Below are 19,544 nucleotides of genomic sequence, written 5' to 3' on the forward strand. Positions count from 1 at the left end.
CCCGGGTGCGGGGCACGGCGGGGTCACGGGCGCCCTCCGGCTCCCGATAGTCTTCCTCTTTGGGCGGAACCCGTGCCGCCCGAAGGGGGTCTGCGATGTCGTCGTTCCTGTATCGGGTCGGCACACTCGCCGCCAGGTACCGCTGGTGGGTCATCGGGGCGTGGGTCGCGGTCGTCGTCGCGGTCCAGCTCCTCGGCGCCGCGCTCGGCGGCACCCTGGTCAACTCGTTCTCCATCCCCGGCACGCAGGCGCAGCAGGCGCTGGACACCCTCCAGCAGCGGTTCCCGCAGACGAGCGGCGCAGCCGTGAAGGTCGTGCTGCAGGCGCCGGACGGCTCGCAGACCACCGACGACGAGGACGCGGTCGCCGAGACCTGCGAGGACCTCGCCGCGCTGCCGGAGGCGGTGCTGGTCACCTGCCCGGTCGCGATGGCCGCATCCGGCGCCACCGCCGCATCCGACGGCGCGCCCGCCCAGATCTCCGACGACGGCACGATCGCGTACGTGTCGGCCCAGCTCTCCGTCGACAGCGCGGACATCACCCCCGAGCTCACCGACCGGATCGAGGATGCGGCCGCCCCGGCGACCTCGGCCGGCCTGTCCGCATCGTTCTCCGGGCTCCCGGCGGAGGCCGAGGGGGAGAACTACACCGAACTGCTCGGCCTCGTCATCGCGTTCGTCGTGCTGGCCATCACCTTCGGCGCCGTGCTCGCCGCCGGCATCCCGCTCGTCACGGCCGTCCTCGGGGTGGCCCTCGCCTCCGGTGCCATCGGCGTCGTCGCGGCGCTCGCACCCGTCTCCTCGACCGCGCCGCTGCTCGCGACGATGCTCGGCCTCGCGGTCGGCATCGACTACGCGCTGCTCATCGTGTCGCGCCACCGGGCGCAGCTGAAGGCGGGCATGGAGGTGCGCGACTCGATCGCGGTCGCCATCGCCACCGCCGGGACCGCCGTCGTCTTCGCCGGGCTCACCGTCATGATCGCCCTCATCGGCCTGTCGGTCGCCGGGATCCCGTTCCTGTCGGTCATGGGCCTCGGGGCGGCCGCCGCGGTGCTCGCGGCCATCGCGGTGGCGGTGACCCTGCTGCCGGCCCTGCTCGCGGTGTTCGGCCGGGTGCTGCGCCCCCGCGTGCGCGCCCGCAAGGACACGGCCGCGCGACCCGAGCGGCCGGTCCGGCCGTCGTGGTGGGTGCGCGCCGCCACCAAGGTTCCCGCCGCCACCATCGTCCTGGTGGGGCTCGCCCTCGTGGTCGTCGCGCTCCCCGCATCCCAGTTGCGCCTGACCCTGCCCGACGCCGGCTACGACCCGCCCGGCAGCACGTCCCGCACGGCCTACGACCTGCTCGCCGAGGGCTTCGGCCCCGGCACGAACGGGCCGCTGCTCGTCGCAGCCGACATCTCCGGCACCCTCGACATCACGGCGGCGATGGACGCGCTCGACGACGCGTTCACCGACGTGCCCGACGTGGCATCGGTGTCGCAGGCCGTCCCGAACCAGGCCGCCGACCTCGTCATCGTCGTCGTCACGCCGGCCAGCGAGCCGTCGTCCGAGGCGACCACCGAGCTCGTGCAGCGGCTGCGCGCGATGATGCCGGCGTTCGAGGCCGAGCACGGCTTCGGCTATCAGGTGACCGGGTCCACGGCGCTCGCCATCGACATCTCCGACCGGCTCGCGGGGGCGCTCGTGCCGTTCGGCGTGGTCGTCGTCGGCCTGTGCCTGGTGCTCCTGACGATCATGTTCCGCTCGGTCGCGGTGCCCGTCACCGCCACGCTCGGCTACCTGCTCTCGGTCGGGGCCGCGCTCGGCATCACCACCGCCGTGTTCGAGTGGGGCTGGGGGGCGTCGCTCATCGGCGTCGGCACCGTCGGCCCGGTCATCAGCTTCCTGCCGATCCTCGTGATGGCCGTGCTGTTCGGACTCGCCATGGACTACCACGTGTTCCTCGTGTCCCGGATGCGCGAGCGCTATGCCGCCACCGGCGACGCCCACGACGCGGTGCGCACCGGGTTCTCCGCCTCGGCCCGTGTGGTGACCGCGGCCGCGCTCATCATGTTCGCGGTGTTCTTCTCCTTCGTCCCCGGCGGCAACTCGATCATCCAGCCGCTGGCGCTCGCGCTGGCGGTGGGCGTGCTCGTCGACGCGTTCGTGGTGCGGATGACCCTCATCCCCGCCGCGATGGCGCTCCTCGGCCGCCGGGCGTGGTGGCTGCCGGGGTGGCTCGGCCGCATCCTCCCCGACGCCGACATCGAGGGCGAGGCGGTGGAACGGATGCTGGCGCAGCGCGAGTGGCTGACCGGACGCGGCGCCGAGGGCACCCGCGGCATCCACGCCGACGCCGCGCGCGTCGCCGGCGTCGCCCCCGTGACCTTCAGCGCACCCGAACGCGCCCTCCTCATGGTCGGCGGGGACACCGTGGCCGCCGCCCGCATCATCGCGGCCGTCGCGGGACGCGTGGCCGACGTCACCGGCGACCTCGCCGTCGGCGGTCGGCTCCTGCCGTTCGACCGCGCCGCCGTCTCCGCCGCGGCGGCGTACGTCCCCGGCACACCGGCGGACGTCGACGCGACGACGCTCGCCGAGCACCTCCGCCGCGGACTGCGCGCCGACGGCGTCGGTGCGGGCCGCACGCGTGCCGCGACCGAGCGCGCCGCACTCGTGTTCGACGCGCTCACGGCGGTGCTCGCCGGACCCGCGGCCCGCCGCATCCTGCCGGACACCCCGTTCGCGCGGCTCAGCGACAACGAGCGGTGGGCGGCGGACGCGGCGGTCGCGCTCGCGAGCGGACTGCCGCTGGTCGTCCTCGACCTCGACGGGCTCCCGTCCGCCGACGACGTGCTGGCCGTGCTGGTGGCGCAGGCCGACGCATCGGCCACGATCGTCGTCGCGGTGGAGACGGCGCGTCCGGTCGTGACCGACAGGACGGTGGTGTCGGTCCACGCCGCCGCCGAGGAACGAGAGGAGGTCGGCGCATGAAGCGGTTGTGGACCCTGGTGACGGCCCCCGCGCGAGGGCAGCGACGCTGGCAGGTGGCGCTCGCGCTCGTGCTCGTGGCCATCGCCCCGTTCGTCGTCGTCGCCACCCTCGCCCCGCAGGAGGAGGGGGCGTCCGCGGCTCCCGTCGCGCTGGTGAACCTCGACGTGCCGGTGCAGGAGGACGGCACGTACGTCGCCGTCGGCAAGCTCCTCACCCAGAACCTCGTGTCCGCCGACGCGGTGGACTGGGTGCTCACCGACACCGCCACGGCCGAGGCGGGACTCGCCTCCGGCGACTACCTCGCGGTGGTGACGATCCCCGAGGACTTCTCGCAGACCGCAACGACCCTCGGCTCCGACGCGCCGAAGGCGTCCACGCTGACGGTCACCACCAGCACCGCGCACGGGTACCTCGGCGGCGTGGTCGCGCAGGCGCTCGCCTCCGCGGTCCCCGCCGGCGTCTCGGCGGAGCTCACCCAGCAGTTCGTGGCGGGGACGCTCTCGGCGTTCTCGGCGCTCAACAGCGGCATCGGCACCGCCGCCGAGGGAGCCGACATGATCGCCGGCGGCCTCGGGCAGGCGCGTGACGGCGCGCAACTGTTGGCGGAGGGCTCGGCGGCGCTCGCCGACGGCCTCGGCACGATGGAGCAGGTGCTCGCGACGCTCCCGGAGAGCGCCCGCGGACTCGGTGCACTCACCGCGGCCGGGGCCGCCACGTCGGGCGAGCTCGCCCTTGAGCTGCTCGGTCGTTCGGCCGAGGCCGCGGTGATCGACCTCGGGCAGGACGACACGATCGCGAAGCTCGACGCGCTCATCGCCCGCATCGACGCGGACCCCACCGCCGAGGCATCCACCCTCCTCGCCGACCTCGACACGATCCGGCAGCACGCGGCGGAGATCGACCACGCCCTGGCCGGGCAGGCCGCCGCGCTCGCGAAGGACGCCGGCACCGCCGGTGAGGTCGCCGTCGGTGCCGCCGGGATCGCCGCGATCAGCGGACCCGTCGCCGACGGGCTCGGACAGCTCGCCCAGGCCGCGGACGCGGCGGCCGCCGGTGCCGGGCAGATCGCGGGCGGCAACGAGGGGCTCGCGGGCGGGCTGGGGCAGCTCACCGACGGCAGTGCCTCGCTCGCCGAGGGTCTCACCCAGGCGGCCGACAGCATCCCGGCGTACACGACCGACCAGCAGCAGGACATCGCCACGGTGGTCGCGCAGCCGATCACGGTCGACACGACGAACGAAGGCGGTCCGTCGACGGCGCTCGCCTCCTCGCTCGCGGCGCTCGCCCCCATCGCGCAGTGGCTCGGCGCGATCGCGACCTTCCTGCTCGTCGCGCCCTTCGCTCGCGGCGCACTCACGACCGCGGCACCGGCGCGCCGGATCGCGGGCGACGGGATGCTGGTGGTCACCGCCGTCGCGGTGGTGCAGGCACTGCTGGTGTGGGGCGTGCTGCTGTTCGCCGACCTCCCGGCCGACCGGGTGGCGCTGGCCGGCGGGTTCGCCGTGCTCATGGCGCTCTCGTTCGCGTTCGTGCACCAGGCCCTCGTGGCGTTCCTCCCGCGTGCCGGGCTGATCGTCTCGATCGCGTTCCTGGGCCTGCAGATCGCCGCCGCGGGCACCATCTCGCCGCAGGCGCTCACGCCCGCGGCGGCCGGCCCGCTCGCGATCCTGCCCTTGAGCGTGGCGCTCCAGGGCACGCAGGACCTGGTGGGCGGTGCCGTCTCCGGGGTGCTGGCGGCGGCGATCGGGCTGGCGCTCTGGGCGGTGATCGGCCTCCTCGGCACGATCGTCGCGGTCCACCGCGCCCGCACCAGGTCGCTCTCGATGCGGGAGCTCGCCCGCGTCTGACCCACGCGTCCGACCCTGCGACCGGACCCGCGGCCTGTGCCCGGGTCCGGTCGCAGGTGCGGCATCCTGCGGCCGCCGCGATTTGCGGTCGCCGCCGCGCCGGGGCTATGGTCACGGCATGCGTCCTGCCGCGCCGGCCACCAGCTCGCTCGTGAAGAGCGACCGCCGTGCGCGTCGACGCCAGGGCGGCCGCCGACGCTAGGCGACGCCGTGCTCCACCCCTCCGGGGTGTCGATGCGCGCGTCGCCGCCTCCGGCATCGTGCGTCGGCCACCGTCCGCGGTGAGTGACGCCCCCTCCCAGAAGTAAGGTGGAAGCATGACCTATTCGGTCGCCGTCTCCGGCGCCTCCGGCTACGCGGGCGGCGAGATCCTGCGCCTGCTCTCCGCGCATCCCGACATCGAGATCCGCACCGTCACCGCGCACGCCAGTGCCGGTCAGCCCCTCATCGCGCAGCAGCCGCACCTGCGCTCGCTCGCGCACCTGACGATCCGGGAGACGACGCCCGAGATCCTCGCGGGGCACGACATCGTCTTCCTCGCACTGCCGCACGGCCAGTCGGGGCAGTACACGGACGCGCTCGGCGACGTCGGCCTCGTCATCGACGCCGGCGCCGACCACCGGCTCACCTCCGCCGACGCGTGGGACGCGTTCTACGGCGGCGACTTCCACGACCCGTGGACCTACGGCGTGCCGGAGCTCCTCGTCGGCGGCCGCAAGCAGCGCGAGCACCTCGTGGGTGCGACGCGGATCGCCGCCCCCGGCTGCAACGCCTCCACCGTCTCGCTCAGTATGGCCCCCGGCGTCGCCGCGGGCGTCGTCGACCCCGGCGACATCGTCAGCGTCCTCGCCGTGGGGCCCTCGGGCGCCGGCAAGAGCCTGAAGCCGCACCTGCTCGGCAGCGAGATCCTCGGCACCGCCAACCCGTACGCGGTCGGCGGCACCCACCGGCACATCCCGGAGATCCGCCAGGCCCTCGCGGCGACCGGCGGCGCCGAGCCCGCGGACATCCGCATCTCCTTCACGCCGGTGATCGTGCCGATGTCGCGCGGCATCCTCGCCACGACCTCCGCGCCCATCGCCGCCGGCGCGACCGACGCGCAGATCCGCGCCGCCTGGGAGCACGCGTACGGCGACGAGGTGTTCGTGTCGCTCCTGCCCGACGGCGTCTTCCCTCGCACGGCCGACGTGCTCGGCGCCAACACGGCGCTCATGGGCCTCGCGATCGACCGCGCCGCGAACCGCGTCGTCGTCGTCACCGCCGTCGACAACCTCGTCAAGGGCACCGCCGGTGCCGCCGTCCAATCCATGAACATCGCGCTGGGCCTCCCCGAGGACCGCGCCCTCACCGTGAACGGAGTCGCGCCGTGAGCGTCACCGCAGCCCAGGGGTTCGAAGCGGCGGGCGTCGTCGCCGGCCTGAAGTCGACCGGCAAGCCCGACCTGGCGCTCGTCGTCAACCGCGGCCCGCTGAAGGTCGGCGCGGCGGTGTTCACGAGCAACCGCGCGAAGGCGAACCCGATCCTGTGGTCGCAGCAGGCGATCGCGGACGGTGTCGTCGAGGCGGTCGTGCTCAATTCCGGCGGCGCGAACTGCTTCACCGGCAGCTTCGGGTTCCAGACCTCGCACCTCACGGCCGAGAAGGTCGCCGAGGAGCTCGGCGTGAGCGCGGGCGACGTCATCGTGTGCTCCACCGGTCTCATCGGCACCGGTGACGAGGCCTTCCGGCAGAAGGTGCTCGACGGGGTGCACGCCGCGGCCGGCGACCTCTCGGCGGACGGGGGAGAGGCCGCATCCCTCGCCATCATGACCACCGACTCGCGTCCCAAGCGCGCGGTCCGCTCGCGCGACGGCTGGACCGTGGGCGGCATGGCGAAGGGCGCCGGGATGCTGGCGCCGGGCCTGGCCACGATGCTCGTCGTCATCACGACCGACGCCGTGCTCGACGCCGCGCAGGCCGATGCCGCCCTCCGTGCGGTGACGCGCGTGAGCTTCGACCGGCTGGACTCCGACGGCTGCATGTCGACGAACGACCAGGTGACCCTCCTCGCGTCCGGCGCGAGCGGCGTCGCCCCGGACCTCGACGACTTCATCGCCGAGCTCCGCGAGGTCTCGCTCGACCTCGCCCGGCAGCTGCAGGGCGACGCCGAGGGCGCCAGCCACGACGTGACGATCGTGGTGCGCAACGCTGCGAGCGAGGAGGACGCCGTCGAGGTGGGCCGCTCGGTCGCGCGCAACAACCTCTTCAAGGCCGCGATCTTCGGCAACGACCCGAACTGGGGCCGCGTGCTCGCCGCCATCGGCACGACGCAGGCGGCGTTCGACCCGTACGACGTCGACGTCTGGATGAACGGCGTCCGGGTCTGCACCGCGGGCGGCCCCGACCGGCCGCGCGAGGAGGTCGACCTCACGCCTCGCGCCACCGAGGTCGTCATCGACCTGAAGGCCGGATCCGAGACCGCGACCATCCTCACCAACGACCTCACGCACGACTACGTCCACGAGAACAGCGCGTACTCCTCATGACCCACATCGACCTGCAGGACACCGATCCCGACGAGGCCAGCGGGAAGGCGGCGACCCTCATCGAGTCGCTGCCCTGGCTGCGAAAGTTCAGCGGCCAGACCGTGGTGGTGAAGTACGGCGGCAACGCCATGGTCTCGGAGGAGCTGCAGGACGCCTTCGCCGCGGACGTCGCCTACCTCCGCTACGTCGGCGTGAAGCCGGTCGTCGTGCACGGCGGCGGCCCGCAGATCTCGCGGATGCTGGACCGGCTCTCGATCCCGAGCGAGTTCAAGGGCGGCTACCGGGTCACCTCCACCGAGGCGATCAGTGTGGTGCGCATGGTGCTCACCGGACAGATCAATCCGCAGCTGGTGGCGAAGATCAACGCGCACGGTCCTGTCGCGACCGGGCTCTCCGGCGAGGACGCGGGTCTGTTCGGCGGCCGTCGTCGCGGGGTCGTCGTCGAGGGCGTCGAGCACGACCTCGGCCGGGTCGGCGACGTCGTCACGGTCGACCCGCGTCCCGTGCTCGACCACCTCGAGGCCGGCCGCATCCCGGTCGTGTCCTCGATCGCCCCCGACCTCGACAACCCCGGCCATTCGCTCAACGTCAACGCGGATGCCGCGGCGGCGGCGCTCGCGGTCGCGTTGAAGGCCACGAAGCTCGTCGTGCTCACCGACGTGCCGGGGCTCTACGCCGACTGGCCCAACCGCGACTCGCTCGTCTCGCACCTGACCTCCACGGAGTTGCGCGAGATGCTGCCGCGACTGGAGTCGGGGATGATCCCGAAGATGCAGGCGTGCCTCGACGCGGTCGAGGGCGGCGTCGACACCGCGGCGATCATCGACGGGCGGGTGCCGCACTCGGTGCTCGTCGAATTGTTCACGCAGAAGGGGATCGGAACCGAGGTGGTCGCGAAATGACCGAGCAGCAGGACTGGCGCGAGGACGCCGGACGGGACCTCGTCCGCAACGTCGGCGACCGGATGGCCATGTTCGTCCGCGGCGAGGGCGCACACCTCTGGGACGAGACCGGCACCCGGTACCTCGACTTCCTCTCCGGCATCGCGGTCGACGCGCTCGGCCACGCTCACCCCGCGTTCGTCGAGGCGGTGTCCCGTCAGGCGGCGACGCTCGCGCACGTGTCCAACTACTTCGCGACCCCGCCGCAGCTCGCCCTGGCAGCCCGGCTGAAGCGCCTGAGCGGCGCCGGCGAGCACGGGCGCGTCTACTTCGCCAACTCCGGTGCCGAGGCCAACGAGGCTGCGTTCAAGCTCGCCCGCCTGCACGGCGGCACCTCGCGGCCACGCATCCTGTCGCTGAAGGACGCGTTCCACGGCCGCACGATGGGCACCCTCGCCCTCACCGGCAAGCCGTACATGCAGCAGCCGTTCGAGCCGATGGTGCCGGGCGTCGAGTTCATCGACTCCACCGTGGAGGCGCTCGAGGCGGCTCTGGACGACACGGTCGCGGCGCTGTTCGTCGAGCCCATCAAGGGCGAGGCCGGCGTGGTGGAACTGCCGGAGGGCTTCCTGCGGGCGGCGCGCGAGCTCACCGCCCGCCACGGTGCGCTGCTCATCGTCGACGAGATCCAGACCGGCGCCGGCCGCACCGGTGCCTGGTTCGGCTTCCAGCACGCCGGCATCACGCCCGACGCGATCACGGTCGCGAAGGGCATCGGCGGCGGGTTCCCGATCGGCGCGCTCATCACCTTCGGCGCCGCGAGCGACCTGTTCACCCCCGGCACCCACGGCTCGACCTTCGGCGGGAACGCCCTGGCGACCGCCGTCGCCGACGCCGTGCTCGAGGAGATCGAGCGGTCGGAGCTCGTGCAGAACGCGGCCGTGCGCGGCCCGCAGCTGCGCGAGGCGATCCTCGGGATCGGCTCGCCGCTGGTCGAGGGCGTGCGCGGATCCGGTCTGCTCATCGGCGTGGCGCTGACCCACCCGGTGGCCGGCGCGGTCACCGCCGCGGCGCAGCAGCACGGCCTCGTCGTGAACGCCGCGAACGAGCGCACCGTGCGGCTGGCCCCGCCGCTCATCATCGGCGACGTCGAGATCGACGAGTTCGTCGAGAAGTTCACCGCCGCGCTCGCGAGCGCCGCCGACGCCCTGCTGCTGGACGCGCAGGACGCCACCACCCCGACGAAGGAATCCGCATGACCCGCCACCTGCTGCGCGACGACGACCTCACCCCCGCCGAGCAGGCGGAGATCCTCGACCTCGCGGTCGAACTCAAGCGCGACCGCTGGAAGCTGAAGCCGCTCGCGGGTCCGCAGACCGTGGCCGTCATCTTCGACAAGTCCTCGACCCGCACCCGGGTCTCGTTCGCGGTCGGCATCGCCGACCTCGGCGGGTCGCCGCTGATCATCTCGACGGCCAACAGCCAGCTCGGCGGCAAGGAGACCCCCTCCGACACCGCCCGGGTGCTCGAGCGCCAGGTCGCCGCGATCGTGTGGCGCACCTACGCGCAGGCAGGCCTCGAGGAGATGGCGCGCGGCACCCGCGTGCCGGTGGTCAACGCGCTGAGCGACGACTTCCACCCCTGCCAGCTCCTCGCCGACCTGCTCACGATCCGCGAGCACAAGGGCGAGCTGAAGGGCCTCACGCTCGCGTTCTTCGGCGACGGCCGCTCCAACATGGGCCACTCCTACGCCCTCGCCGGGGTCACCGCCGGCATGCACGTGCGCATCGCCTCGCCGGAGGCCTACGCGCCCCGGGAGGACGTCATCGCCGACGCCGACCGCCGTGCGGCGGAGACGGGCGGCTCCGTGACGCTCTACACCGATCCCCTCGAAGCGGCCGCCGGCGCCGACGTCGTCGTGACCGACACCTGGGTGTCGATGGGCAAGGAGGAGGAGAAGCTCGCACGGCTGCGCGACCTCGGCGCCTACAAGGTCACGAACGAGACGATGGGCCTGGCGAAGTCCGACGCGATCTTCATCCACTGCCTCCCCGCCGACCGCGGGTACGAGGTCGACGCCGAGGTCATCGACGGCTCGCAGAGCGTCGTGTGGGATGAGGCCGAGAACCGTCTGCACGCGCAGAAGGCGCTCCTGGTCTGGCTGCTGGGCCAGCAGCACCAGGACTGAGCCGCAGTCGAGGAGGGCCGCCCGGGATGATCCGGGCGGCCCTCAGCACGTCAGCCCACCGGGGCGCCCGCGTCGAGGCCGTGCACCTCGATGGAAACCGTCGCGCCGCCGGTGGGACGGAGCACCCCGATCAGCGCGGTCGTGGTGAGCCACGACGGGCCGCCTTCGGCGACGGTGAACACCGGCCGGGTGAGCAGGGCCGGGGGAGCGGCGGCCGTGCGGTCGATCGGCGCGAGCCCCTCGTTGACGATCGACACGACGTGCCCGTCGTCGGTGCGGATCTCGTATCGCGCCCAGACGTGCACGCAGCCGTCGTCGCGCATCGTGTTCCAGTCGGCGCCACCGGGAAGGACCTCGCCGGACAGGCGCGGCCCGTGCACCCGCCCGCCGGTGATCGGGATGACCCGGAGGGTCCCGCCGTGCACCGCGCCGACCTCCCGCGGCGGGGCGATGTCGACGTCGAGGGTGAACAGGTGCTCGGTCGTGATGGCCATGGCGCCTCCTCAGGCGGTCGTGACGACGGGCAGGGTGATGCTCGAACCCGCCGGGGTGACGGTGTGCGTGTTCGGCACGCGGACGGTCGCGGTGAGCGGGTTCTCGCCGGTGCCGGCGTTGCGGGGGAACTGCGGGAAGGATCCGCCGGCGACGAGGAGCCGGATGCGGTGGCCCGGAGCGAAGCGGTGCGCGAGCGGGCCGAGGGTCACCTCGATCGGGCCGTGGCCGCGGTCGGCGGACAGACGCAGGTACGCCTCGCACAGGTTCCGCGACCGCCCGCGCGGGTCGACGTCGCAGAGCCGGACGAACAGATCGGCGTCGGGGTGTGCGGAGCGGTGGTGCAGCGTGACGGTGGGGGAGCCGGCGACCAGCGTCCCGCTCCGGAGCGGTTCCCCGGTGAAGGCGAGCACGTCCGTCCTCGTCCCGAGCGCGGTGTCGTCGACGTACCCGCCCCCGGTGAGCACCGGACCGCCGACCGAGGGCGTCGGGTCCGCCGGGTCGTAGGTGAAGGAGACCGCCGCCGCGTCGGTGGCCGGCGTGTCCGCCAGGGCGCCCTCGGGCTGCAGATGCAGGGTCCGGGCGGTCCCGGCAGGCGGCCACTGCGGGAACCGCCGCCAGTCGGCGTCCCGCCGTTTCGGGCCGGTCACCGCGACCTGCACCGGCGGCTCGGTCGGCGCCGGGGCGCCGGCGAGGTGGTGGTCGATCCACTGCAGCATCCGGTCCGTGAGGATGTCGCCGTCGCCGCGCCCCACCTCGGTGTGCGTCCATGGGCCGCAGAGGAGCCCGACCGGGACGCCACGTTCCCGCAGACGGGTGTACTGCGCGAAGCTCTGCCCGACGAACAGGTCCTGCCACCCCGACACGATGAGCACCGGGGTGGTGACCTGCTCCACAGCGGTCGCGTGCCGCATCGGCGCCCAGTACGCGTCGTCGATGTCGGTCCGGGTGAGGCGGTCCCGCATCCACGGTCCCTCCGCACCGACCTGCGCGACGGCCGCGTCGACGAGGGGCGTGGCCTCGAGCACCGGGCGGAGCCGCTTGTCCGCCGTCATGAGTTTCCGGATGGCGGCGAAGGTGCTCGGACTGCGCTGCGCGATGATCAGGTCGGACCAGCCGATGAAGTCGAGGTTGAACGTGCCGGACCCCCACGCGTGCAGGGCGAAGTCGTGCGGGCCGACCGTGATGATCGAGGTGACGTGGTCGGCGGGCGGGTCTTCCAGCAGCGCCCACTGGGTGTGGCCGAGGTAGGAGCCGCCGAAGGTCGCGAAGCGGCCCGGGTACCAGGGCTGCGTCCGCATCCAGGCGACGACGTCCTGGCCGTCCTCCGCCTCCGTGCGCATCGGGTCGAACTCCCCGCCCGAGTCGGCCGTGCCACGGCTGCTCACGAGCAGCACGGTGTAGCCGCCGCGGACGAGGGGCCTGACCATGCCGGCCATCATGCGTCCGCGTCCGTAGGGGGTGCGGGCGAGCAGGAGGCCTTTCGAGGCGCGCTTCGGGCGGTACAGGCTGGCGCCGAGCTCCACGCCGTCGCGCAGCGGGACTCGCAGGATCTCCGGTTTCGACATCTTCGTCTCCTCGGGCGGCGCGCCGTCGCGCCGCTTGCGGGGAGGGTAGCACAACCGGAATCGAGAGTTCCGATTCGGCGTCGCCTAGACTTCGACGCGTGTCCGAGCCGTACCCGACGCTGCGTCGCGATGCGGCGCGCAACCGGCGTCGCATCCTCACCGTGGCGGCCGAGGTGTTCGCGTCCCGGGGCCTCGAGACGACCATGGAGGATGTCGCCGGCGCCGTGGGGGTGGGCGTCGGCACGCTCTACCGGCACTTCGGGTCCAAAGCCGCGCTCATCGAGGCGCTCTTCGAGGACGGCGTCGAGGCGCAGCTGCAGGTCATGCTCGAACTCGGTCGCGCGCCGCGCGCCTGGGACGGCCTGTGCGCGGTGATGCGCCATCTCGTCGAGACGCAGCTGCAGGAGCCGGGCACGATCCAGGTGCTCTACGCCGGCGTCGACTCCGCGCCGGAGGTGCTGCGAACCCGGGTGGAGCCCTTCCTCACCGACCTCGTCACGCGCGCCAAGGCGGAGGGGTTGCTGCGCGCGGACTTCGCGGCGACCGACGTGCCGATCGTCGCGTTCGCCCTCAGCCGTCTCGGTGCGATGCCGACCCATGGGGCACCGCTCGCCCGGCGGTACCTCGAGATCTTCTTGAAGGGGATGGCGCCGACGCCCGACGACGCCGAGATCCCGGAGCCGCTCGCGGACGACGACTTCGGCCTGTGGTTCCGCGCCGTCGGAGGGCGCGGTGCCTGACCTGGTGCGATTCGACCCGCGCCGCCTGGCCGGTCCGGACCGCCTCGCCGGGATCGACCTCGCGCGCGGGCTCGCCGTGCTGGGGATGATCGCGGCGCACCTGCTCGTGCTCGAGCCGTTCCGCTGGGAGGAGGCCGGCACCTGGCTGCAGGTGGTCGACGGTCGCTCCTCGATCCTCTTCGCGGTCCTGGCGGGCCTGTCGATCTCGCTCATCACGGGTGGGATGCGGCCGGTCGGTCCGGAACGGCGCCGACGCGCCCGCGGGCGTCTCGCCGTCCGCGCCGTGATGCTGTGGGCGCTCGGCATGCTGCTCATCGCCACGGGCGTCCCGGTCTACGTGATCCTCCCCGCGTACGCCATCCTCTTCCTCCTCGCGATGCCGCTCCTCGCCCTGACCGCAGGGGCCCTGTTCGGCATCGCGGCCGCCGTGCTCCTCGTCATGCCGTGGGTGCAGGCGGGGCTGGAGTTCCTGCCGTTCTGGGACACCGAGGCGGGCGCGTCCATCGGGCTCGCGATCGGCTGGTCGTACCCGTTCCCGCTCTGGTTCGGGTTCCTCGTCGCCGGGATGGCGGTCGGGCGGCTCGACCTGCGCTCGCCGTTCGTCCAGGGGATGCTGCTGGCCGGCGGCGTCAGCGCCGCGCTCGCCGGCTACGGCGTGGGCGGCGTGTTCGTGCCGGACGGCGGCGCGGAACCGTCGACCTACCTCGAGGTCGTCACCAGCATGCGCGCACACTCGGGGGGACTCCCCGAAGCGGTCGGCTCGACCGGGTTCGCGGTCGCCGTGATCGCCCTCTGCCTGCTGCTGTGCCGGACGCCGGTGCGCAGCATCCTGTGGCCGCTGCGGGCGACCGGCAGCATGCCGCTCACCGCGTACGCCGCGCAGATCGTCGTGTGGGCCGTGTGGGCGCTCATCGCGCTCGGCGACACGAGCGACCTCTTCGGATTCCGGGCGCTCGACCCGTTCTGGCCGCTCACGATCGGCGTCGTCGCCGGATGCAGCCTCTGGGCGCTCTTCGTCGGGAAGGGGCCGCTCGAGACCCTGCTGGACGTCGTCACCCGCCGGGTGCTGCCCGCGCGGGTCGGTAGGCTGGCAGGATGAGCGACGCCAAGCACGAGGGTACGAATCAGGGCGCACTGTGGGGCGGGCGCTTCGCCTCCGGCCCCTCGCCGGAGCTGGCCGAGCTCAGCCGATCCACGCACTTCGACTGGGCGCTCGCCCCGTACGACCTGGCCGGCTCGCACGCCCACGCCGCGGCGCTCGAAGCGGCGGGGTATCTCACCGCCGACGAGGCCGTCCGCATGCACGCCGGCCTCGACGCGCTCGCCGCGGCCGTCGCCGACGGCACCCTCCGTCCCGACCCGTCGGACGAGGACGTGCACGGCGCGCTCGAGCAGGCGCTCATCCGCGAGGTCGGCGCCGAGCTCGGCGGCAAGCTGCGCGCGGGACGCAGCCGCAACGACCAGATCGCCACGCTCGTGCGGATGTACCTCCTCGACCACGCCCGCACCATCGCGCACGGTCTCCTCCGGGTGATCGACGCGATCGTGGCGCAGGCGGAGGCCGCCGGCGACGCGGTCATGCCGGGCCGCACCCACCTGCAGCACGCGCAGCCGGTGCTGCTCGCGCACCACCTGCAGGCGCACGCCTGGCCGCTCGTGCGCGACCTGGAGCGCCTGCGCGACTGGTCCGCCCGTGCCCGCGTCTCGCCGTACGGCGGCGGTGCGCTCGCCGGCGCCACGCTCGGGCTCGACCCGCAGCTCGTCGCCGACCGGCTGGGGCTTGACCGCCCCGCGGAGAACTCCATCGACGGCACCTCCTCGCGTGACGTCGTCGCCGAGTTCGCCTTCGTCGCGGCCATGATCGGCGTCGACCTCTCGCGCTTCTCCGAGGACGTCATCATCTGGAACACCAAGGAGTTCGGCTTCGTCCGACTCGACGACGGCTACTCGACCGGGTCGAGCATCATGCCGCAGAAGAAGAACCCCGACATCGCCGAGCTGACCCGTGGCAAGGCGGGGCGCCTCATCGGCGACCTCGCCGGGCTCCTGGCCACCCTCAAGGGGTTGCCGCTCGCGTACAACCGCGACCTGCAGGAGGACAAGGAGCCGGTCTTCGACCAGATCGTCACGCTGGAGACCGTGCTCCCCGCGTTCGCCGGGATGGTCGCGACCATGCGGTTCGACACCGAGCGGATGGCCGAGCTCGCCCCGCAGGGGTTCTCGCTCGCGACGGACGTCGCCGAGTGGCTGGTGAAGCACGGCGTGCCCTTCCGTGACGCGCACGAGATCTCCGGCGCGCTCGTGCAGGCGTGCGAGCAGCGGGGGATCGAGCTGCACGAGGCGGACGACGCACTCCTCGCCGAGGTCTCGCCGCAGCTGCGTCCGGAGGTCCGCGAGGTGCTCGTGGTGGCCGGAAGCGTCGCGAGCCGCGACGGCGTCGGCGGCACCGCGCCGGTGCGGGTCGAGGAGCAGCGGGCGGAGCTCGTCTCGCGCTCGCAGCAGCTCGCGCACGCGCTCGGGCTCTGATATCGATAAGAAGATCACTTATTCTCTGGTGAAATAAGACAAGAGCTTATATCCTGCGGAGATGAGTGATCGCATCCGCGCCGTCGTGACGGCCGACATCATCGGGTCCCGCTCGCTGCCCGATCGGGCGGGCGCGCAGCGGGCGATCGACGCCGCGGTCGCCCGCGTCGAGTCGGACCTCCCCACGGCGCAGCAGCCGTTCACGCCGACGGTGGGCGACGAGCTCCAGGCCGTCTACCCGACCCTCGAGGCGGCGCTCGCCGCGGTGCTGCTGCTCCGGCTCGCGCTGCCGGACGGGGTGGACTGCCGGTTCGGCATCGGCCTGGGCGCCGTCGGCGTGATCCCCTCCGCAGCCGGCGACGTCGCCGAGGGGCCGGGCTGGTGGGCAGCGCGCGCGGCGATCGAGACCCTGCACGCGAAGCAGGTGCGCGCCCTCCCGAACGTCCGCACCTGGATCGGCGCCGCGGACGACGCGGACGACGACACGCGGCGCCTGGTGCGCACCGCCAACGCGTACGCATGGAGTCGCGACGAGCTCGTCTCGGCGATGAGCGAGCGCACCCGCCGGCTCGTCTACGGCCGCTGCCTCGGCGCGACCCAGCGGGCACTCGCCGAGACGGAGGGCATCACACAGTCCGCCGTGTCGCAGGCACTCACCGCGGCGGGCGCGGCCGCAGTCGTCGCCGGGTTCACGCAGCTCAGCGGCTGAGGCACCGCCGCGCCCGTCGGCGACCGCTCACCAGATGGCGAGGCGGACGAGTGCGCCGACGAGGCACGCCCACAGCAGACTCGCGAGGGTGCCGACGATGAACCGTTCGCGGGCGGCCGCGGTCGCGAGCTCGGAGAAGCGACCGATGCCCTTCAGTGCGACGACCACGGCCAGTGCCTCCGGGAAGCCCGCGGTCAGCGCCGCGACGACGGCGAGCCGCTCGAGGTAGCCGATCGTCGTGCCGCCGCGCATGACCTCCTGCGGTTCGGCGTCGGCGGTCGCCTTCGAGTCGTAGACGAGGATGCCGCCTGAGACCCCCTCGCGGACCGTGCCGTGGGTCGCGATCCCGAGCACGCGTCGTGTCACCGGGTCGCCGCCGACGACACCGAGCGCGACGCCCAGCAGGGCGAGGCCGATCCCGAACAGCGGCGGCACGTCGACCGGCACGACCGCGACGACGACGAGCGCCAGCACGACGAGGCCGGCGGCCACGAGCAGCGGCAGGTTGGCCGGGCGACGCAGGCTGACCGTCACGAGGACGAGCGCCGCGCACAGCGCCAGATACAGGAAGACCGCGAGGACGGCCACGACCACGACGTCGGGGGAGACCATCATGCGGGCCAGTCTGGCACGCGGGTCGGACACCGCCGGCTGATAACCTGGAGGGCGTGTCTACGCTTCCCGTGAGCACGACCGAACCCGCCAACGACCCGACGTTCGAGAACGTCTGGGACGAGCTGGTGTGGCGCGGCCTCGTGCATGTGTCCACCGATCCCGAGGCGCTCCGCGCCGCGCTGGGCGGGGACCCGATCACGTATTACTGCGGCTTCGACCCCACGGCACCGAGCCTGCACCTGGGCAACCTCGTCCAGCTGCTGACCCTCCGCCGCATCCAGCTCGCCGGGCACCGGCCCCTCGGACTCGTCGGCGGCTCGACCGGGCTCATCGGCGACCCGCGCCCGACGGCGGAGCGGACGCTGAACACCCGCGAGACGGTGGCCGAGTGGGTCGACCGGCTGCGCGCACAGGTGGAGCGCTACCTCAGCTTCGAAGGCGACAACGCCGCCCGCATCGTGAACAACCTCGACTGGACCGCGCCGATGTCGGCCATCGACTTCCTGCGCGAGATCGGCAAGCACTTCCGCGTCGGCACGATGCTGAAGAAGGACGCCGTCGCCGCGCGGCTGAACTCGGATGCGGGCATCAGCTACACCGAGTTCAGCTACCAGATCCTCCAGGGGCTGGACTACCTCGAACTGTTCCGTCAGTACGGCTGCACGCTCCAGACCGGTGGGTCGGACCAGTGGGGCAACCTCACGAGCGGCACCGACCTGATCCACAAGGTCGAGGGCGCGTCGGTGCACGCCATCGGCACCCCGCTGATCACGAACAGCGACGGCACGAAGTTCGGCAAGAGCGAGGGCAACGCCATCTGGCTCGACGCCGACATGTGCAGCCCGTACCGGATGTACCAGTTCTGGCTCAACACCGACGACGCCGATGTCGTCGACCGGCTGAAGGTCTTCACCTTCCTCACGCGTGCCGAGATCGAGGACTACGCGCAGCAGGTCGAGGACGAGCCCTTCCGTCGCGCCGCGCAGAAGCGTCTCGCCCTCGAGGTGACGGCGACCGTGCACGGGCCTGAGGCGACCGCGGCGGTCATCGCCGCATCCGACGCGCTCTTCGGGCAGGGCGACCTGCGCGCCCTCGACGCCCGGACGCTGCGCACCGCGCTCGAAGAGCTGCCCAACGCGGAGATGCCCGCGGGTACCCCCGTCGTGCAGGCCCTCGTGCAGACCGGCCTGGTCTCGAGCCAGTCCGAGGCCCGACGGGCCATCGCGCAGGGTGGCGTCAGCCTCGACGGCGAACGCGTCGCCGACGACTCGGCGCAGGTGGCAGGGACGCTGCCGGGCGGGGTCTCCGTGCTCCGTCGCGGCAAGAAGACGCTCGCCGGGGTGTTCGTCACCGGCTGACCATGCCGTTCACGCCCAGCCACGCGGTCGTCGCACTCCCGTTCGTCCGGACGCGCCTGGTGCCTGCGGCGATCGCGGTGGGGGCCATGACACCCGACCTGCCGCTGTTCGTGCGGGGGACCCCGGTGCAGTACGGCCTGACGCACGATCTGCGCTGGATCGCGCTCACCGTGCTGCTCGCGCTGGTGCTGCTGCTCGTGTGGCGGTGCGTCCTGCGGCCCGCCGCGCGCGAACTCCTCCCCGGCGGCGTCGCACGCCGGCTCCCGGTGACCTGGGATCGCGGCCCCCGTGCGGCGCTGCGGGAGACGTTCCCCCCGTCGTGGGGCGACCGCATCCTGCTGGTGGTCTCCCTCGTGCTCGGTGTGTGCACCCACGTGGTGTGGGACGCCTTCACGCATGAAGGACGCCTGGGCACGGTGCTGGTGCCGGCACTGGCTGCGCAGTGGGGGCCGTTCGAGGGGTACCGGTGGCTGCAGTACGCGAGCGGCGTGCTCGGTGTCGCCGTGCTGGGTGTCTTCGGCATCCGCTGGATCGGTCGTCGCCGTCCGCGCCCGGTGCGGCGGACGCTGCCGCGGACGGTGCGGGCGGGGTGGTGGCTGTCGCTCCCGTGCTGCCTCATCCTCGCCTGGGTGTGGGGACTGTTCGCCATGGGGCCGCTGACGGCGGACTTCACGGTCGCGCACCTGGCGTACCGCGTGCTGCCGCCGGCGTGTGCCGCGTGGGGCGCACTCACCCTCGTGGTGTGCGCGGTGATCACCGCGTCCTCCCGTACGGGCGTCGTGCGCACGCGGTGACGGGGGAGCGCGACACGCCCGGGTGCGCGGCGCGATTTGCCCGCTCCCGCGAACCGGCGTAAGTTTTTACCTGTTCGCCCCACAGGGAAGAGCGCCGGAAGGCAGCCCCCTCAAGCGGTGAACGAATCCCGTTCTTTCTCGCACGGTTTCGTGTGTAGGATGGGGTGTCCGGCTTTCGGATGCGGTCTTGTCCCACTGTTCCTTCTGGAGCGACGTGCGGATCGTGTCTGGTCGGCTGGTTTGGAGTGGCCCCGCAGGGAGCGTCGTGAGGCGTGAAGGCGGGAGCGTCCGATCCTTGAGAACTCAACAGCGTGCACTTGTCAAATGCCA

The 19,544-nt window shown here is 72.9% G+C and carries 16 protein-coding genes; 13 read left to right on the forward strand and 3 right to left on the reverse strand.

What is annotated here, in order from left to right:
- Window positions 1-95 precede the first annotated feature (95 nt).
- The 7 genes from ACWAUO_RS14700 to argF all read left to right on the forward strand — a co-directional run bounded on the left by ACWAUO_RS14700 (window position 96) and on the right by argF (window position 10,412).
- Window positions 96-2,972, forward strand: coding sequence for an MMPL family transporter (locus tag ACWAUO_RS14700; protein WP_460776487.1), 2,877 nt, complete (start codon window positions 96-98; stop codon window positions 2,970-2,972).
- A complete protein-coding gene (locus ACWAUO_RS14705) occupies window positions 2,969-4,819 on the forward strand; it encodes a YhgE/Pip domain-containing protein (RefSeq protein ID WP_460776488.1) in 1,851 nt (616 codons plus the stop codon). The genes ACWAUO_RS14700 and ACWAUO_RS14705 overlap by 4 nt, the downstream gene beginning before the upstream one ends.
- A gap of 317 nt (window positions 4,820-5,136) precedes the next feature.
- The gene (gene argC / locus ACWAUO_RS14710; RefSeq protein ID WP_460776490.1) at window positions 5,137-6,189 is read left to right on the forward strand and encodes an N-acetyl-gamma-glutamyl-phosphate reductase; all 1,053 of its coding nucleotides are present in this window, start codon (window positions 5,137-5,139) and stop codon (window positions 6,187-6,189) included.
- Complete coding sequence (gene argJ, locus ACWAUO_RS14715; protein WP_460776491.1) at window positions 6,186-7,343, forward strand: bifunctional glutamate N-acetyltransferase/amino-acid acetyltransferase ArgJ; 1,158 nt, start codon at window positions 6,186-6,188, stop codon at window positions 7,341-7,343. The genes argC and argJ overlap by 4 nt, the downstream gene beginning before the upstream one ends.
- Window positions 7,340-8,245 carry an acetylglutamate kinase gene (argB, locus tag ACWAUO_RS14720; protein ID WP_460776493.1) on the forward strand — a complete coding sequence of 302 codons (906 nt, stop codon included), beginning with the start codon at window positions 7,340-7,342 and terminating at the stop codon, window positions 8,243-8,245. Before argJ ends, argB begins: the two co-directional genes overlap by 4 nt.
- Entirely contained in the window at window positions 8,242-9,483 is a 1,242-nt protein-coding gene (locus tag ACWAUO_RS14725; RefSeq protein WP_460776494.1) for an acetylornithine transaminase, read from the forward strand. The genes argB and ACWAUO_RS14725 overlap by 4 nt, the downstream gene beginning before the upstream one ends.
- Window positions 9,480-10,412, forward strand: coding sequence for an ornithine carbamoyltransferase (gene argF / locus ACWAUO_RS14730; protein WP_460776495.1), 933 nt, complete (start codon window positions 9,480-9,482; stop codon window positions 10,410-10,412). Before ACWAUO_RS14725 ends, argF begins: the two co-directional genes overlap by 4 nt.
- Before the next feature lie 50 nt (window positions 10,413-10,462).
- Here argF and ACWAUO_RS14735 read toward each other — a convergent pair whose 3' ends face one another.
- Both ACWAUO_RS14735 and ACWAUO_RS14740 read right to left on the reverse strand, forming a co-directional pair.
- Window positions 10,463-10,906 (reverse strand): DUF3237 domain-containing protein, encoded by a 444-nt coding sequence (locus ACWAUO_RS14735; RefSeq protein ID WP_460776497.1) that lies wholly within the window; start codon window positions 10,904-10,906, stop codon window positions 10,463-10,465.
- 9 nt (window positions 10,907-10,915) lie between these two features.
- Complete coding sequence (locus ACWAUO_RS14740; protein WP_460776498.1) at window positions 10,916-12,472, reverse strand: CocE/NonD family hydrolase; 1,557 nt, start codon at window positions 12,470-12,472, stop codon at window positions 10,916-10,918.
- A 98-nt stretch (window positions 12,473-12,570) separates the two neighbouring features.
- Between ACWAUO_RS14740 and ACWAUO_RS14745 the strand changes: the two genes are divergently transcribed.
- From ACWAUO_RS14745 to ACWAUO_RS14760, 4 genes are all read left to right on the forward strand, one after another.
- A complete protein-coding gene (locus ACWAUO_RS14745) occupies window positions 12,571-13,212 on the forward strand; it encodes a TetR/AcrR family transcriptional regulator (RefSeq protein WP_460776500.1) in 642 nt (213 codons plus the stop codon).
- On the forward strand, window positions 13,205-14,311 hold the full coding sequence (locus ACWAUO_RS14750; protein WP_460776501.1) for a heparan-alpha-glucosaminide N-acetyltransferase domain-containing protein: 1,107 nt from the start codon (window positions 13,205-13,207) through the stop codon (window positions 14,309-14,311). The genes ACWAUO_RS14745 and ACWAUO_RS14750 overlap by 8 nt, the downstream gene beginning before the upstream one ends.
- Window positions 14,308-15,738: an argininosuccinate lyase gene (gene argH, locus ACWAUO_RS14755; protein ID WP_460776503.1), complete on the forward strand. Its 1,431-nt coding sequence runs from the start codon at window positions 14,308-14,310 to the stop codon at window positions 15,736-15,738. The genes ACWAUO_RS14750 and argH overlap by 4 nt, the downstream gene beginning before the upstream one ends.
- 61 nt (window positions 15,739-15,799) lie before the next feature.
- The gene (locus ACWAUO_RS14760) at window positions 15,800-16,447 is read left to right on the forward strand and encodes a SatD family protein (RefSeq protein ID WP_460776505.1); all 648 of its coding nucleotides are present in this window, start codon (window positions 15,800-15,802) and stop codon (window positions 16,445-16,447) included.
- A gap of 27 nt (window positions 16,448-16,474) precedes the next feature.
- Here the strand turns inward: ACWAUO_RS14760 and ACWAUO_RS14765 are convergent, their stop codons facing one another.
- Complete coding sequence (locus tag ACWAUO_RS14765; RefSeq protein WP_460776507.1) at window positions 16,475-17,062, reverse strand: hypothetical protein; 588 nt, start codon at window positions 17,060-17,062, stop codon at window positions 16,475-16,477.
- Between the two features lie 68 nt (window positions 17,063-17,130).
- Here ACWAUO_RS14765 and tyrS point away from each other — a divergent pair, with 68 nt between their 5' ends.
- Window positions 17,131-18,420, forward strand: coding sequence for a tyrosine--tRNA ligase (tyrS, locus tag ACWAUO_RS14770; RefSeq protein ID WP_460776508.1), 1,290 nt, complete (start codon window positions 17,131-17,133; stop codon window positions 18,418-18,420).
- A 2-nt stretch (window positions 18,421-18,422) separates the two neighbouring features.
- A complete protein-coding gene (locus ACWAUO_RS14775; RefSeq protein WP_460776510.1) occupies window positions 18,423-19,214 on the forward strand; it encodes a DUF4184 family protein in 792 nt (263 codons plus the stop codon).
- Window positions 19,215-19,544 lie beyond the last annotated feature (330 nt).

The organism is Microbacterium sp. GXF7504, assembly GCF_054798235.1.